Consider the following 14,613-nt stretch of genomic DNA (forward strand, 5'->3'; position numbering starts at 1 on the left):
GTTCGCCATCGGCGTACTGGCGACTGGGGTATTGGCCTGGCCTGCGGGAACATCGTCTCGCACCATCGGGTTGGAGCAGTTGTCGGCGTTCGGGGCGGGCGATCCCCCGGGAAGCAGGGCCGGGTGTCGGCAGTTGAAATGAGCGGTCCCCGCTTGCGGGACTAAGCTGCGGAAGGACAGGGAGGGGACCGACCCCTTACTGCCTGACCGCTCTGAGGAGCGATTAACGATGTTCGAGAGGTTCACCGACCGCGCGCGGCGGGTTGTCGTCCTGGCTCAGGAAGAAGCCCGGATGCTCAACCACAACTACATCGGCACCGAGCACATCCTCCTGGGCCTGATCCACGAGGGTGAGGGTGTCGCCGCTAAGGCCCTGGAGAGCCTCGGGATTTCGCTCGAGGCGGTCCGCCAGCAGGTGGAGGAGATCATCGGCCAGGGCCAGCAGGCCCCGTCCGGCCACATCCCCTTCACGCCCCGAGCCAAGAAGGTCCTGGAGCTGTCGCTCCGCGAGGCCCTCCAGCTCGGCCACAACTACATCGGCACGGAGCACATCCTGCTCGGCCTGATCCGCGAGGGCGAGGGCGTCGCCGCCCAGGTCCTCGTGAAGCTCGGCGCCGACCTGAACAGGGTGCGCCAGCAGGTCATCCAGCTGCTGTCCGGTTACTCCGGAGGCAAGGAGGCGGCCACCGCCGGCGGCCCCGCGGAGGGCACGCCCTCCACCTCGCTGGTGCTCGACCAGTTCGGCCGCAACCTCACGCAGGCCGCCCGCGAATCCAAGCTCGACCCGGTCATCGGGCGCGAGAAGGAGATCGAGCGGGTCATGCAGGTGCTCTCCCGCCGCACCAAGAACAACCCGGTGCTCATCGGCGAGCCCGGCGTCGGCAAGACGGCGGTCGTCGAGGGCCTGGCCCAGGCCATCGTCAAGGGCGAGGTGCCCGAGACCCTCAAGGACAAGCACCTCTACACCCTCGACCTCGGCGCCCTGGTCGCCGGCTCCCGCTACCGCGGTGACTTCGAGGAGCGCCTGAAGAAGGTCCTCAAGGAGATCCGCACCCGCGGCGACATCATCCTGTTCATCGACGAGCTCCACACGCTGGTCGGTGCGGGTGCCGCCGAGGGCGCCATCGACGCGGCTTCGATCCTGAAGCCCATGCTGGCGCGCGGCGAGCTCCAGACCATCGGTGCCACCACGCTCGACGAGTACCGCAAGCACCTGGAGAAGGACGCCGCGCTCGAGCGCCGCTTCCAGCCCATCCAGGTCGCGGAGCCGTCGCTGCCGCACACCATCGAGATCCTCAAGGGTCTGCGCGACCGCTACGAGGCCCACCACCGCGTGTCCATCACGGACGAGGCGCTGGTCCAGGCCGCGACGCTGGCCGACCGGTACATCTCGGACCGCTTCCTGCCGGACAAGGCGATCGACCTGATCGACGAGGCCGGTTCCCGGATGCGCATCCGCCGGATGACCGCGCCGCCGGACCTCCGCGAGTTCGACGAGAAGATCGCGGGCGTGCGCCGCGACAAGGAGTCGGCCATCGACTCCCAGGACTTCGAGAAGGCAGCCTCCCTCCGCGACAAGGAGAAGCAGCTGCTGGCGGCGAAGGCCAAGCGCGAGAAGGAGTGGAAGGCCGGCGACATGGACGTCGTGGCCGAGGTCGACGGCGAGCTCATCGCCGAGGTCCTCGCCACCGCCACCGGCATCCCGGTCTTCAAGCTGACCGAGGAGGAGTCCTCCCGGCTGCTGCGCATGGAGGACGAGCTCCACAAGCGCGTCATCGGGCAGAAGGACGCCATCAAGGCGCTCTCGCAGGCCATCCGCCGTACGCGGGCCGGTCTGAAGGACCCGAAGCGCCCCGGTGGCTCGTTCATCTTCGCCGGCCCGTCCGGTGTCGGTAAGACCGAGCTGTCCAAGACGCTCGCCGAGTTCCTGTTCGGTGACGAGGACGCGCTGATCTCCCTCGACATGTCGGAGTTCAGCGAGAAGCACACGGTCTCGCGTCTCTTCGGTTCGCCCCCCGGTTACGTGGGTTACGAGGAGGGCGGCCAGCTCACCGAGAAGGTGCGCCGCAAGCCGTTCTCCGTCGTCCTCTTCGACGAGGTCGAGAAGGCCCACCCCGACATCTTCAACTCCCTGCTCCAGATCCTGGAGGACGGTCGCCTGACCGACTCCCAGGGCCGGGTCGTGGACTTCAAGAACACGGTCATCATCATGACGACCAACCTCGGGACCCGGGACATCTCCAAGGGCTTCAACCTGGGCTTCGCCGCCCAGGGCGACGTCAAGACGAACTACGAGCGGATGAAGGTCAAGGTCAACGAAGAGCTGAAGCAGCACTTCCGGCCCGAGTTCCTCAACCGTGTCGACGACACGGTCGTCTTCCACCAGCTCAGCCAGGAAGACATCATCGAGATCGTCGACCTGATGATCGCGAAGGTGGACGAGCGCCTCAAGGACCGTGACATGGGCATCGAGCTCAGCACGGACGCCAAGAAGCTGCTCGCCAAGAAGGGCTACGACCCCGTGATGGGCGCCCGGCCGCTGCGCCGGACGATCCAGCGCGAGATCGAGGACGTCCTCTCGGAGAAGATCCTCTTCGGCGAGCTGCGCCCCGGCCACATCGTGGTCGTCGGCAGCGAGGGCGAGGGCGACGACGAGAAGTTCACCTTCCGCGGCGAGGAGAAGTCGGCTCTGCCCGACGTCCCGCCGATCGAGCAGGCGGCGGGCGGCGGCCCGAACATGACGAAGGAAGCGTGACAGGCGCCTTCTGCCCCTTCCGGCAGTAGCGTCCAGAGGCGGCCCCGACCGGTTTCGACCGGCCGGGGCCGCCTCTTTTCGCGTCGCGGACACGGTGACAGCGGCGTCACAGGAACGTTCCGGTCGCGTTCGCTACGCGCGTGGACCGAAAACCCCTCGTTAATCTGGCCCCGCCTCGGGCGATCGACCCGGGCGGGGCTTCCCGATTGCGAACGGGGGCCCGGAATCACGTAACGAACGAGGGGGACGGGCACGCCATGGGCAGAGGCGATGTGTCGCGCAGGCGGATGATCAAGCTGGCCGGAGCCGGGGCGGGGCTGGCCCTGCTGGGCGCCGGGACCGCGGCCTGCGGCCCGGTCGAGGAGCCGGCCGGGGGCGGCGGCTCGGGTTCGCCGAAGCCGGGGGAGTCCGCCCGGCCCGGGGGCGACGCCCCCGCGCCGGGCGGTAAGCCGAAGCCGGCCTGGCAGCACGCCACCACGTACGACGGTCTCGCCTGGATCTCCGCGGTCGCCGTGGTCGACGACGTGGTGCTGGTCTCCGGCGACCCGCTGGTGGCCCGCGACCTGGCCACCGGCAAGGAGCTCTGGTCGCGCGCCGAGGTGACCACCCCGGGCGCGAGCATGCTCATCGGCGACGGCACCCTCTACCTGGCCAGCGCCCGCTACGACGGCAACATCATCGGGCTCGACCCCAAGACGGGCAGGGACACCTGGCGCAGCCGCCTCGGTGACAAGGAGTACTCCCAGCCCCGGGTCATCGCCGCCGACGCCGACCACGTCTATGTCGTCGCCGGGATCCTGGACAAGGACTTCCGGACCCCCGACAACGTGATCGCGGCCATCGACACCTCCTCCGGCAAGGTCGTCTGGCGCGAGCAGCGCGACCACGGCACCGAGGCCAACGGGATCACCGCGCGCGTCTCCGGCAAGCGCCTCGTCTACACGGACTTCCGCGAGAATCTCACGGTCCGCGACACCGCGACCGGCCACCAGGTGTGGACGAAGAAGACCGGCCGCAGCAGCAACCGCGGCTTCGAGGTCCACGAGGGCCTGGTCATCATCGCGACCGGCGAGCAGCTGCGCGCCTTCGACCTGGAGACGGGCGCCGAGCGCTGGTCCTTCGCGACCGAGAAGTACAGCCGCTTCAACGACCCGGCCGTGCTGGACGGCGTCCTCTACGTCTCGGACACCGTCCACGCCCTGTGGGCGGTCGATCCGGCGACCGGGAAGCGGCACTGGCACAACCCGGAGAGCCTGGACATCGACGCCCCCTGGCAGTTCGCCAAGGTGGGCGGCGTCCTCTATGGGGCCACCCAGTTCGACAAGAACGGCGGCATCCACGCCTTCGACCCGTCCGACGGCAAGCTGCTCTGGACGTACAACGACGGCTCCGGCGACATCGACCGCTGGTACCTGGCCTCGGGCGGCAGGAACGTGGTCGCGCTGCACGCGAAGAAGGTGACCGGGCTGCCCGTGGGATAGCCCCGGGCGCCGGGCCGAAGGTCCCGAAACGGACGGCCTTCGGTCCCACCGCCGGTGACAAGGCGCACAGGCCATTCAGGGCCTACTAGCCGCCTTAGGAGCAACGGGCCCGATCCGTCGGGGGCCTTTCGGCCCTACGGCGGACGGGCCCTCGGCGGGTTCGGGAGCGTATGCCCGTACAGAGGGCGTATGTCCGGTTAGGGCGGTTTCGAGCTGGCTCTAAACCTGTTCCGGGGAGGACTTTCGGGGTCTTCCCGAGGGGGTGCGGCCGGGGGCCTTCGGGCGAATTCCCGGGGTGCTTTCTACGGCTTTTGATCGTAGATGGGGTGTTTGAGCCCCGGCGGGGGTGCGGGTTACCAAGGTATGGCCAGCCCGGCACACCGCCGGGTCCAGTCATCTCCCGGAGGATTTCCGCTTATGTCGAAGCGCGTTACGTTCCAGTCCCGCCGCCCGTCCGTGTCCCGTATGCGCGGCGCCGTGGTGGCAGCCGGTCTGGGGACGTCGATGGTTCTCGGTGCGGGTGCTGCGTTCGCGGCCGGCACTGCGGACGCCCCCCAGGCCCACGCCCTGGTCTCCTCGGCCACCGCCGACTCGGTCGCCCAGCAGGCCACCGCGCAGGGCAAGGCCGCGGCCAAGCACGCGGCCGAGAAGAAGGCCGACGCGGCGAAGAAGAAGGAAGCCGCGAAGAAGAAGGCCGCCGCCAAGAAGAAGGCCATCGCCAAGCTTCCGTGGGAGACCCCGGTCGAGCACTACAGCCTGACCGCGAGCTTCGGCAACGACGGCAGCCGCTGGGCCCACAAGCACTCCGGCCAGGACTTCGCCGTGCCGATCGGCACCAAGGTCGAGGCCGCCCACAGCGGCACGATCGTGAAGGCCGGCCCGAACGGCGGCGGCGACGGCCCCGCGTACGGCAACGCCATCGTGATCTCGCACGGCAACGGCACGTACTCGCAGTACGCGCACCTGTCCAAGATCGACGTGCACATCGGCCAGCACGTGAAGAAGGGCGAGAAGATCGCCCTGTCCGGCAACACCGGCAACACCAGCGGCCCGCACCTGCACTTCGAGATCCGGACCACCCCGAACTACGGTTCGGCGGTCAACCCGGTCAACTTCCTGCACAAGCACGGCATCAACGTCTGATCCGGCCCGTGCTCCCGGCCCCCGGCCCCTGCTCCCGAGCAGGGCTACCGGGGGGTTTCCGGGTCGTGGGCCCGGGTGACCAGTTCGACGGCGACTTCGAGAGCGGCCTTGCGCTTCTCCTCGGGGTCGCCTTCGACGTCCCTGAGCGCGAGCATCCCGGCGTGCAGGGTGAAGAGCGCGCTGAAGCAGCGCACCTGGTCGGTGAGCGGGGCGTCCGGTTCCTTGATGAGGTCCACCAGGCCGAGGACCCGGTGCTTGATCGTGTCGCCGATGCTCAGATCCCGTACCGTCGCCTGGTTCTCCTGCATGAAGCGGAAGAGCGGGGCGGCGTCCGCCATCGCGTTGCTGTAGCGGTGGAGCAGTTCCGTCTTGGTCTCCAGGGTGCGCGGCTGCGTCTCGCCCCAGGCGATCAGCTCCTCCACCGGCCGGTTCAGGTCCTCGAAGATGGAGACGAGGATGTCTTCCTTCGTCTTGAAGTGGTAGTAGAGCGCCGCCTTGGTGACGTCGAGCTTCTCGGCGATCTCCCGGAGCGAGGTCTTCTCGTAGCCCTGCTCGGCGAAGAGCCCCAGGGCGACGTCCTGGATGCGCTGGCGGGTGTTGCCCCGGCGCGGCTGCGGCGTGCTGCCCATGGTGCTCTCCCAATCAACTTACTTGACGCCCGGCTAGTTACGGGGCTACCTTCCTCCAGTGTAAGCAACTAGCCGGGCGGCAAGTAAGGGCCCGGTGGCAGGGTGACTGGGGAGTTGGGGAAGATGGCGGACCTGATCAAGACGGCGGACGGGAAGGCGGGCGGCACACCGGCCACGAAGGCGGAGCCACCGGCTCCGCCGCAGCGCAGCGTCCGGGTGGTGGTGCTCGCCCTGATGATCGCCATGCTGCTCGCGATGCTCGACAACCTGATCGTCGGCACCGCGATGCCGACCATCGTCGGTGACCTCGGCGGCCTCGAACACCTCTCGTGGGTCGTCACCGCGTACACCCTGGCCACCGCCGCGTCCACGCCCATCTGGGGCAAGCTCGGCGACATGTACGGACGCAAGGGCATCTTCCTCACGTCCATCGTGATCTTCCTGATCGGCTCGGTCCTCAGCGGCATGGCCCAGGACATGGGCCAGCTCATCGGCTTCCGGGCGATCCAGGGCCTCGGCGCCGGCGGTCTGATGGTCGGCGTCATGGCGATCATCGGCGACCTCGTGCCGCCCCGCGAGCGCGGCAAGTACCAGGGCATGATGGCCGGCGTGATGGCCATCGCCATGATCGGCGGACCGCTGGTCGGCGGCACCATCACCGACCACCTCGGCTGGCGCTGGAGCTTCTACATCAACCTGCCGCTCGGCGCCGTCGCCCTCGTCATGATCACCGCGGTGCTGCACCTGCCCAAGCGCGAGCGCACCAAGCGGAACGTCGACTACCTCGGCGCCGCGCTGCTCACCATCGGCATCACCGCGATCGTGCTGGTCACCACCTGGGGCGGTTCCGAGTACGACTGGAACTCCGCGGTCATCATGGAGCTCATCGCGATCGGCGTCGCCGCGCTGGCCGGCTTCCTCTTCGTGGAGACGAAGGCCGCCGAGCCGATCATCCCGCTCCACATATTCCGCAACCGCAACTTCACGCTCATGTCCGTGGTCGGCTTCATGGCCGGGTTCGTGATGTTCGGCGCGGTGCTGTTCCTGCCGCTCTACCAGCAGTCCGTGCAGCACGCCTCCGCGACCAACTCGGGGCTGCTGCTCCTGCCGATGCTGCTGTCCATGATGGTCGTCTCGCTCATCGCGGGCCGGGTCACCACCAGCACCGGCAAGTACAAGGTCTTCCCCGTCGTGGGCTCGATCCTCATGGTCATCGGCCTCTTCCTGCTCGCGCAGATGGACACCGGCACCAGCCGCTTCACCTCCGGGCTCTACATGGCGGTGCTCGGCGCCGGCATGGGCTTCCTGATGCAGATCACGATGCTCGTCGCGCAGAACAGCGTCGAGCTGAAGGACATGGGCGTCGCCTCCTCCTCGACCACCCTGTTCCGCACGCTCGGCAGCTCCTTCGGCGTCGCCATCATGGGCGCGCTGTTCACCGGCAAGGTCCAGGACGAGATGGCGGCCCACGGCGGCGGCGCGGCCACCGCGCACTCCGCCCAGCTGGACGCGGCGAGCCTGGCCAAGCTGCCTGTCCCGGTGCGCGAGGCGTACGAGTTCGCGGTGTCGTCCGGCACCCACATCGCGTTCCTCGTCGGCGCGTCCGTCGGCCTGGTCGCGGTCGTCGCCTCCCTGTTCGTCAAGGAGGTCCCGCTGCGGGGCGCCGGTCCCGAGGCCAAGCCCGCCCCGGCGGTCGCGGAGATCTGACCGGCACGGCTGTACGAGGAGGGCCCCGGGACCACGCGTCCCGGGGCCCTCCTCGTATCAGCTCCCCGGCTCCGGGCTCCGCTGCTCCGCGAACTGGAGCATCGGATAGCTGCCCGTGGCCGTCGGCGCGTGCTCGGGCAGCCACAGCACCGCGACCGCCCCGCCGCTGCCCTCCGCCGCCCCCTCCGGCGCCGCGTTCCGGAAGGTCAGCCGGGCCCCGAGCACCCGGGCCTGACCCGCCGCGATCGTCAGCCCGAGACCGTGCCCGTGCCCGGCCCGGTCGGTCGACCCGGTACGGAACCGGCTCGGCCCCTCCCGCAGCAGCGCCGCCGGGAAACCGGGCCCGTGGTCGCGGACCCGGACCACCCGGCCCTCGACCGTCACCTCCACCGGGGTCGACCCGTGCTTGGCCGCGTTGCCCAGCAGGTTGCCCAGGATGCGTTCCAGGCGGCGCGGGTCCGTGTTGACCCAGGAGTCGTGCACGACCTGCACCCGGACCTCCGGGTCCAGCAGCGCGACCCGGCGGCTGACGAACTCACCGAGCGCGATCTCCTGGAGCTCGGCCCGCTCCGAAGCGCTGTCCAGCCGGGCCACCTCGAGCACGTCCTCGACCAGCGTGCGCATCGCCTGGGCCCGGTCCCGCACCAGCTCCGTCGGGCGGCCAGGCGGCAGCAGCTCGGCGGCCGTGAGCAGCCCGGTCACCGGCGTACGCAGCTCGTGCGCGATGTCCGCGGTGACCCGGCGCTCCGCCTCGATCCGCCCGTTCAGCGCGTCGGTCAGCGCGTCCACCGCACCGGCCAGCTCGTCCGTCTCGTCGCGCACGACCCCGCCGACCGCGTCCCTGACCCGGACGTCCGTGTTGCCCTGGGCGACCTTGCCGGCCGCCGCGGCCGCCTTGCGCAGCCGGCGCGAGAGCTGGCCGCCGATCAGCACGCCCAGCGCGGAGCCGCCGAGGACCACCGAGACCGAACCGATGATCAGGGCCCGGTCCAGGTCGCCCATGATCGTGGTCGAGCGGTCCGCGAACCGGGTGTGCAGCGACAGCACGTTCCCGTTGCCCACCGGCACGGCCGCCCAGACGTCGGGCACCCCGCCGGAGTCCTCCACATGCGTGGCGCGGCGGTTGCGGCGGACCTCCTCGCGCAGGCTCCGCGGCATCGTCGGATCGTTGAGCTTCGCCCCGAACCGGGGGTCCGCCTTCTTCGTCTTCTTCGCCTCGTACAGCAGCTGCGCGTAGGTCAGCCGCTCCAGCTGGACCTCGCGGGCGTTCTCCAGCATCGAGACGCGGGCCGCGTTGTGCACCACCAGGCTCAGCGCGACCGCGATCAGCGCGCCGACCGCCGCGATGGCGATGCTGATCTTCCAGCGGACACCCGTCCGCAGGGCGGGCCGCCTCATGCCCGGAGCTTGTAGCCGAAGCCGCGGACCGTCTCGATCCGGTCCTGGCCGATCTTCGTGCGCAGCCGCTGCACATGGACGTCCACGACCCGGGTGTCCCCGCCCCAGCCGTAGTCCCAGACCCGTTCGAGCAGCTTGTCGCGGGAGAGCACGGTGCCGGGCGCCGAGGAGAATTCGAGCAGCAGCCGCATCTCGGTCGGCGTCAGCGCCACCTGCGCACCGCCCCTGCGGACCTCCATGCCCTCGGTGTCGACCTCCAGGTCCCCGAAGACCAGCACCCCGCCGACGGCCTCGGGCTCCGGCTGCCCGCCGTCCGCCCGGCCGCCCGACGCATGGCCGAAGCGGCGCAGCACTGCCCGGATCCGGGCCACCAGGACCGCCCCGTCGAAGGGCTTGGTCACGTAGTCGTCCGCGCCGGCCTCCAGGCCGAGGACCACGTCGATCGAGTCGGCCCGCGCCGACAGCATGATCACCGGGACCGTCGACTCGTCCCGGATGCGGCGGCACAGGCTGACCCCGTCCAGACCGGGGACCATGACGTCGAGCAGCGCGATGTCGGGGCGGTCCGCCCGGAAGGCTTCGAGGCCGGCCAGCCCGTCGGGCACCGCGGTGACCGCGAAGCCGACCCGTTCCAGCGCGAGCTGGGTGGCCTCGCGGATGACGTCGTCGTCCTCGACGAACAGCACATGGGTCTCGGCCATCGGAAAGCCCTCAGTTCCTCGGCGGTTCCGTGGGCTCGGGAAGGTCCCCGTCACCGGCGCCCACGGCCCGGTTGAAGTCGTTGCGCACCCGGTCCTGCTCGGTGAACCGGCCGTTCGCCCAGTGGTACGTGATCACCTCGTCGCCCGAGGGATAGGCCACCGAGTCCTTCTTCTCGTACACCTGGGTCGTCACCACCAGGTCCCCGCGGTCGATGGTGCCGTAGACGGCCGGCTGCTCGACGGTGAAGACGTTCTCGTACGTCCCGTCGGCGCGCGGCCGGTAGACATAGGTGCCGACCCCCACGGAGTCGCCGCAGGTCATCACGTTGACCACGACGTCGGCGGACGCGCCGCCGGTGATCCTGCCGTACGAGGTGTCCACCGGATACTCGTCGCCGCTGCACGCCTTCAGGTCCATCCGGACCCGCCCGCTCACCTTCGGATCGGCCTTGAGCAGCGCCACCGCGTCCACCCGGGGCGCGGGCTTCGCCGTCGAGGCGGCCGTGGTGCTCGGGGTGACCCGGACGACCGGCTCGGCACCCGCCGGGCCCTCGTCCCGGGTCCCCGTGCCGCCGGTGGAGCAGCTGACGGCGAACAGCCCGAAGACGGCGAGGCCGGCCAGGGCCGCGCTGCTCGCCGCCCAGCCGGTCAGCAGGCGTCTGCCGACGCCCGCGCTTCCCCCGCCTGTCGTGCCGGTGACCGTGCCCTCGTCACCGCTGCCTGTCAGGCCGCGCACCGCTCCCGCCCCCGCTCCTCGGCGAGCCGGGCATCCCGGCTCGCCGCTTCCCTGTTCTCCAGCTCCTGGCGCAGCCGCGCCAGCGCACGGTGCAGCGTGCTCTTCACCGTACCGGCCGACATGCCGAGCGCCGCGGCCGTCTCCTCCGTGCTCATCTGCTCCCAGTGTCGCAGGACGACGACACTGCGCTGCTTGGGAGCCAGCACGCCCAGGATGTCCATCAGCAGGGCGCGGTCGGCGCGCTGCTCGGTGCCGTCCTCGATGCTCGCGTCCGGCAGCTGCTCGGTGGGCACCTCGTCCAGCTTGCGCGCCCGCCACCACTCGGTGCGGGTGTTGATCATGACGCGGCGCAGATAGGCGTCGGCGAGGGACTTGTCCTCGATGCGGTCCCAGCGGCCGTAGGTCCGGGCCAGCGCGGTCTGGAGCAGGTCCTGGGCGTCCACCGGGTCCGGGACGAGCCGGCGCGCACTGCGCAGCAGCGCCTCCTGCCGGGTCCGTACGTACTCCTCGAAGCCGAGCACCTCGCCCTGCGCCATCACAACCGCCTCCATCCCCGTGGATCCCCGTTGAACCGCTCGTACCGCCGTCCGCCGGTGGTCGTTCCGGCTGACGTCGCAGACGCTACGGAGCGGTTGTCACGAGGCTGTGCGGGGCAGCCGTAGGCGGGCGCACGGCTGTCCATCGGTTGTGTAACAGCGCGGGGAGGAGACCGGACAAACGATCCCGCGCCGGACGCGCGAAAGGGCCCGCCCACCCCGTCATTGTCACGGGGAGGGCGGGCCCTGTCCGCCGTTGTTACGAAGGCGGGCGGACGCTGTTACGCGGGTGGGACGGCCCGGCCCTCAGGTCAGCGGCAGCCGGTAGCGGCCACCGGCCAGCGGCTCCACCAGGCCGTCGGCGACCAGCCCGTCCAGCGCGCGGGCGCGCTGCACCGGCTCGTCCCACACCGCGTCGAGCGCCGCCTGCGGCACCGGGCCGACCGCGTCGCGCAGCACGGCGAGGAGCCGGCCGCGCACCTGCCGGTCCGTGCCGGCGTAGGTCTGGCCCCGGCGCGGCGGCCCCTGGTGCGCGGGCTTCCCGGCCAGCCGCCAGGCGCACTGCTCCGCGATCGGGCAGCGCGAGCAGTCCTCGTTCTTCGCGGTGCAGACGAGGGCGCCCAGCTCCATCGTGGCCGCCGCCCAGCGGGCCGCCCGCTCGTCCTCGTCGGGCAGCAGCTCCCGGGCGAGCCTGCGTTCGGCGGCGGTCGTCGCGTTCGGCGGGTACTGGATGCCGGTCGCGGCCCGTGCGAAGACCCGGCGGACGTTGGTGTCGAGGACGGCGTGACGCTGCCGGTACGCGAACGAGGCCACGGCCGCCGCCGTGTACTCGCCGATGCCGGGCAGGGCGAGGAGCTGGGCGTGCTCACTCGGTACGTCTCCGCCATGGCGTTCCGTTATCGCCTGGGCGGCCCCGTGGAGCCGCAGAGCGCGGCGCGGGTAGCCGAGCCGGCCCCAGGCGCGGACCGCCTCGCCGGGCGGCTCGGCCGCGAGGTCGGCGGGGCGCGGCCAGCGGGCGAGCCACTGCTCGTAGACCGGGAGGACCCGGCTGACGGGGGTCTGCTGCAGCATGAACTCGCTCACCATCACACCCCAGGCGCCCGCTTCGGGGCGGCGCCAGGGCAGATCGCGGGCGTGCTGGTCGAACCACCCGATCACGGGGGCGTGGAGGGAGGCGGGGGGCGTCTGTGTCGCAGTCGTGGCAGTCATCGCACCTTCGATCCTGACACGGCGTTCCGGTTACAGGCCCCACGCCCCGCGAGCCGTTGCGGCAACTGGCCGATGGCCCGTTTTCCGCCCGCCTCGGCGCGCTCACCGTGCGCAAACGTTTCGTCGCAGGGGGTCACATCGCGCGCTTCCGGTGCCCGAACTGGCCCTCGCGGGATGATGATCCGGAAAACTTGGGGATCAAGGCGGCGGGTGGGGCGGGAGTTGGGCCGGATCTCTCGTACAGTTTGCGCCGTGGGATCTCTGCGCAATCCGATCGGTCCGCTACCCTCCAGCATCTACTGGCGACGGAGGGCGGTCGCGGCGGCCCTGGTCGTGCTGCTCGCGCTGCTGATCGCATGGGCCGTCACCTCCGGTGGCGGCAACGGAGACCACCACGACGACTCCAAACCGCCTGGCTCAGGACCCGCCGGATCGATCACGCCCGGACCCTCCGGTTCCGGCCCCGCGATCACCGAACAGCCCGGCGGGAGCGGCGAGTCGGACGGCTCCGGCGGCAGCGGCGGTGACAAGGACGGCAGTTCGGGCGGCGGTTCCGCCGGTACGGGCGGCTCCTCGGGTTCCTCGGACGCCAACGGCGCTGGCCAGGACACCGGTTCGGGTTCCGCTTCCGGTTCCGCCGGCTCCGGTACGGGCGAAGGCGCGCAGGCCGCGCGTCCGGCCCCGGCCGGCTCCTCGCTCCCCGACTGCACCGCCGGGGCGATCCGGATCTCCCTGAAGACCGAACTCAGCTACGCCCCCGACGAGAAGCCGAAGTTCCGGCTGTTCGTCACGAACACCTCGTCCACCGCCTGCAAGGCCGACTTCGGGCCGAAGAGCGCGGTACTCACCGTCACCGAGGCGGGCGGGGACGACGACGAGGTCTGGTCGTCCAAGGACTGCCCGCGCAATCCCAAGCCCGCCCTGATCGAGGTGCCCGCCGGGACGACCGTCGTGCACACCGTGGAGTGGGACCGGGCGAAGAGCGCCCCCAAGTGCGCGACGCCGCCGCCGGGCAAGGCCAAGCCGGGCACGTACCTCGTGGAGGCCAAGGCCCCGGGCCAGCCGGTGCAGCGCGCCTCGTTCGTCCTCGCGAAGGACTGAGCGCCGGGGCGTGCGCCCCGGGGGAGCGCCGGGGGCTACACGTACCGTTCGAGGATGGACGACTCGGCCAGCCGGGACAGGCCCTCGCGCACGCTGCGCGCCCGGGCCTCGCCGACCCCGTCCACCGTCTGGAGGTCGTCCACGCTCGCCGCGAGCAGCTTCTGCAGACCGCCGAAGTGCTCCACGAGCCGGTCGATGATCGCGCCCGGCAGCCGCGGCACCTTCGCCAGCAGCCGGAAACCGCGCGGCGACACCGCCGAGTCCAGCGTCTCGGGCGAACCGCTGTAGCCCAGCGCCCGCGCCACCACCGGGAGTTCGAGCAGCTCGGTGTGGGTCAGCGAGTCCAGCTCGGTCAGCGCCTCCGCCACCGTGCGCGAGCGCTTCGCGGTCGGCTCCGGCACGTAGTCCCGCACGACCAGCTCGCGTTCCGGCTCCACGCCCGCGATCAGCTCGTCCAGCTGGAGCGAGAGCAGCCGCCCGTCGGTGCCGAGCTCCACCACGTACTCCGCGATCTCCGTCGCGATCCGGCGGACCATCTCCAGGCGCTGGGCCACCGCCGTCACGTCCCGGACGGTCACCAGGTCCTCGATCTCCAGCGCGGAGAGCGTCCCGGCGACCTCGTCCAGCCGCAGCTTGTACCGCTCCAGCGTCGCGAGGGCCTGGTTGGCGCGGGACAGGATCGCCGCCGACTCCTCCAGGACCCGCCGCTCCCCGTTCACGTACAGCGCGATCAGGCGCATCGACTGGGAGACCGAGACGACCGGGAAATTGCACTGCTTGGAGACCCGGTCCGCCGTGCGGTGCCGGGTGCCGGTCTCCTCGGTGGGGATCGACGCGTCCGGGACCAGCTGCACCCCGGCGCGCAGGATCTTGGTCATGTCCTTGTCGAGGATCAGGGCGCCGTCCAGCTTGGCCAGCTCCCGCAGCCGGGTCGCGGTGAACTCCACGTCCAGCACGAAGCCGCCCGTGCACATCGACTCGACGGTCTTGTCCATGCCGAGCACGATCAGACCCCCGGTGTTGCCGCGGAGAATGCGCTCCAGGCCGTCCCGCAGGGCCATTCCGGGCGCGACGGCGCTCAACGAGGCGCGCATCAGCGCCTCGTTGCCCGTGGTTTGGCCGGACTTTCCGGGCGATGCTGCCCGGTCGCTGGCTGCCACTGCACTCCTCCGGTCACAGGTTTGCGGTGCCCTCGTGGCCTGTCGCTACGGAGCAGG

Annotated in this window: 12 protein-coding genes; 5 read left to right on the forward strand and 7 right to left on the reverse strand. The window is 70.8% G+C overall.

Going from position 1 to position 14,613, the window contains the following annotated elements; genetic code table 11:
• Positions 1–229: 229 nt before the first annotated feature.
• The 3 genes from NEH16_RS17695 to NEH16_RS17705 all read left to right on the forward strand — a co-directional run bounded on the left by NEH16_RS17695 (position 230) and on the right by NEH16_RS17705 (position 5,379).
• The gene (locus tag NEH16_RS17695) at positions 230–2,755 is read left to right on the forward strand and encodes an ATP-dependent Clp protease ATP-binding subunit (RefSeq protein ID WP_073966320.1); all 2,526 of its coding nucleotides are present in this window, start codon (positions 230–232) and stop codon (positions 2,753–2,755) included.
• 287 nt (positions 2,756–3,042) lie between these two features.
• Positions 3,043–4,236, forward strand: coding sequence for a PQQ-binding-like beta-propeller repeat protein (locus tag NEH16_RS17700; protein WP_374215647.1), 1,194 nt, complete (start codon positions 3,043–3,045; stop codon positions 4,234–4,236).
• Between the two features lie 417 nt (positions 4,237–4,653).
• On the forward strand, positions 4,654–5,379 hold the full coding sequence (locus NEH16_RS17705) for a M23 family metallopeptidase (RefSeq protein ID WP_265543555.1): 726 nt from the start codon (positions 4,654–4,656) through the stop codon (positions 5,377–5,379).
• Positions 5,380–5,423: 44 nt separating this feature from the next.
• Here NEH16_RS17705 and NEH16_RS17710 read toward each other — a convergent pair whose 3' ends face one another.
• On the reverse strand, positions 5,424–6,008 hold the full coding sequence (locus NEH16_RS17710; protein WP_265543556.1) for a TetR/AcrR family transcriptional regulator: 585 nt from the start codon (positions 6,006–6,008) through the stop codon (positions 5,424–5,426).
• Between the two features lie 123 nt (positions 6,009–6,131).
• Between NEH16_RS17710 and NEH16_RS17715 the strand changes: the two genes are divergently transcribed.
• Positions 6,132–7,715, forward strand: coding sequence for an MDR family MFS transporter (locus NEH16_RS17715; RefSeq protein WP_265543558.1), 1,584 nt, complete (start codon positions 6,132–6,134; stop codon positions 7,713–7,715).
• 57 nt (positions 7,716–7,772) lie between these two features.
• On the opposite strand, the gene cseC is transcribed toward NEH16_RS17715, so the two are convergent.
• The 5 genes from cseC to NEH16_RS17740 all read right to left on the reverse strand — a co-directional run bounded on the left by cseC (position 7,773) and on the right by NEH16_RS17740 (position 12,295).
• Positions 7,773–9,113: a two-component system sensor histidine kinase CseC gene (gene cseC, locus NEH16_RS17720; protein WP_073966315.1), complete on the reverse strand. Its 1,341-nt coding sequence runs from the start codon at positions 9,111–9,113 to the stop codon at positions 7,773–7,775.
• Entirely contained in the window at positions 9,110–9,814 is a 705-nt protein-coding gene (gene cseB, locus NEH16_RS17725) for a two-component system response regulator CseB (RefSeq protein ID WP_073966314.1), read from the reverse strand. The genes cseC and cseB overlap by 4 nt, the downstream gene beginning before the upstream one ends.
• 10 nt (positions 9,815–9,824) lie before the next feature.
• On the reverse strand, positions 9,825–10,550 hold the full coding sequence (locus tag NEH16_RS17730; protein WP_265543561.1) for a hypothetical protein: 726 nt from the start codon (positions 10,548–10,550) through the stop codon (positions 9,825–9,827).
• Positions 10,538–11,086 (reverse strand): SigE family RNA polymerase sigma factor, encoded by a 549-nt coding sequence (locus tag NEH16_RS17735; RefSeq protein WP_018520495.1) that lies wholly within the window; start codon positions 11,084–11,086, stop codon positions 10,538–10,540. The genes NEH16_RS17730 and NEH16_RS17735 overlap by 13 nt, the downstream gene beginning before the upstream one ends.
• A 306-nt stretch (positions 11,087–11,392) precedes the next feature.
• Positions 11,393–12,295: an A/G-specific adenine glycosylase gene (locus NEH16_RS17740; protein ID WP_265543563.1), complete on the reverse strand. Its 903-nt coding sequence runs from the start codon at positions 12,293–12,295 to the stop codon at positions 11,393–11,395.
• Positions 12,296–12,628: 333 nt separating this feature from the next.
• Between NEH16_RS17740 and NEH16_RS17745 the strand changes: the two genes are divergently transcribed.
• A complete protein-coding gene (locus NEH16_RS17745) occupies positions 12,629–13,396 on the forward strand; it encodes a hypothetical protein (protein WP_265547242.1) in 768 nt (255 codons plus the stop codon).
• A 35-nt stretch (positions 13,397–13,431) separates the two neighbouring features.
• On the opposite strand, the gene disA is transcribed toward NEH16_RS17745, so the two are convergent.
• Positions 13,432–14,556, reverse strand: a complete 1,125-nt coding sequence (gene disA, locus NEH16_RS17750; protein WP_026171409.1) for a DNA integrity scanning diadenylate cyclase DisA — start codon at positions 14,554–14,556, stop codon at positions 13,432–13,434.
• Positions 14,557–14,613 lie beyond the last annotated feature (57 nt).

This window comes from Streptomyces drozdowiczii (assembly GCF_026167665.1).
GTDB lineage: Bacteria > Actinomycetota > Actinomycetes > Streptomycetales > Streptomycetaceae > Streptomyces > Streptomyces drozdowiczii_A.

Excerpts from the sequence above, each read along its gene's own strand:
- NEH16_RS17705 (WP_265543555.1), top strand. The coding sequence starts at position 4,654 with ATGTCGAAGCGCGTTACGTTCCAGTCCCGCCGCCCGTCCGTGTCCCGT.
- NEH16_RS17735 (WP_018520495.1), bottom strand. The coding sequence starts at position 11,086 with ATGGCGCAGGGCGAGGTGCTCGGCTTCGAGGAGTACGTACGGACCCGG.
- NEH16_RS17700 (WP_374215647.1), top strand. The coding sequence starts at position 3,043 with ATGATCAAGCTGGCCGGAGCCGGGGCGGGGCTGGCCCTGCTGGGCGCC.
- NEH16_RS17715 (WP_265543558.1), top strand. The coding sequence starts at position 6,132 with ATGGCGGACCTGATCAAGACGGCGGACGGGAAGGCGGGCGGCACACCG.
- NEH16_RS17740 (WP_265543563.1), bottom strand. The coding sequence starts at position 12,295 with ATGACTGCCACGACTGCGACACAGACGCCCCCCGCCTCCCTCCACGCC.
- NEH16_RS17695 (WP_073966320.1), top strand. The coding sequence starts at position 230 with ATGTTCGAGAGGTTCACCGACCGCGCGCGGCGGGTTGTCGTCCTGGCT.
- cseC (WP_073966315.1), bottom strand. The coding sequence starts at position 9,113 with ATGAGGCGGCCCGCCCTGCGGACGGGTGTCCGCTGGAAGATCAGCATC.
- NEH16_RS17710 (WP_265543556.1), bottom strand. The coding sequence starts at position 6,008 with ATGGGCAGCACGCCGCAGCCGCGCCGGGGCAACACCCGCCAGCGCATC.
- cseB (WP_073966314.1), bottom strand. The coding sequence starts at position 9,814 with ATGGCCGAGACCCATGTGCTGTTCGTCGAGGACGACGACGTCATCCGC.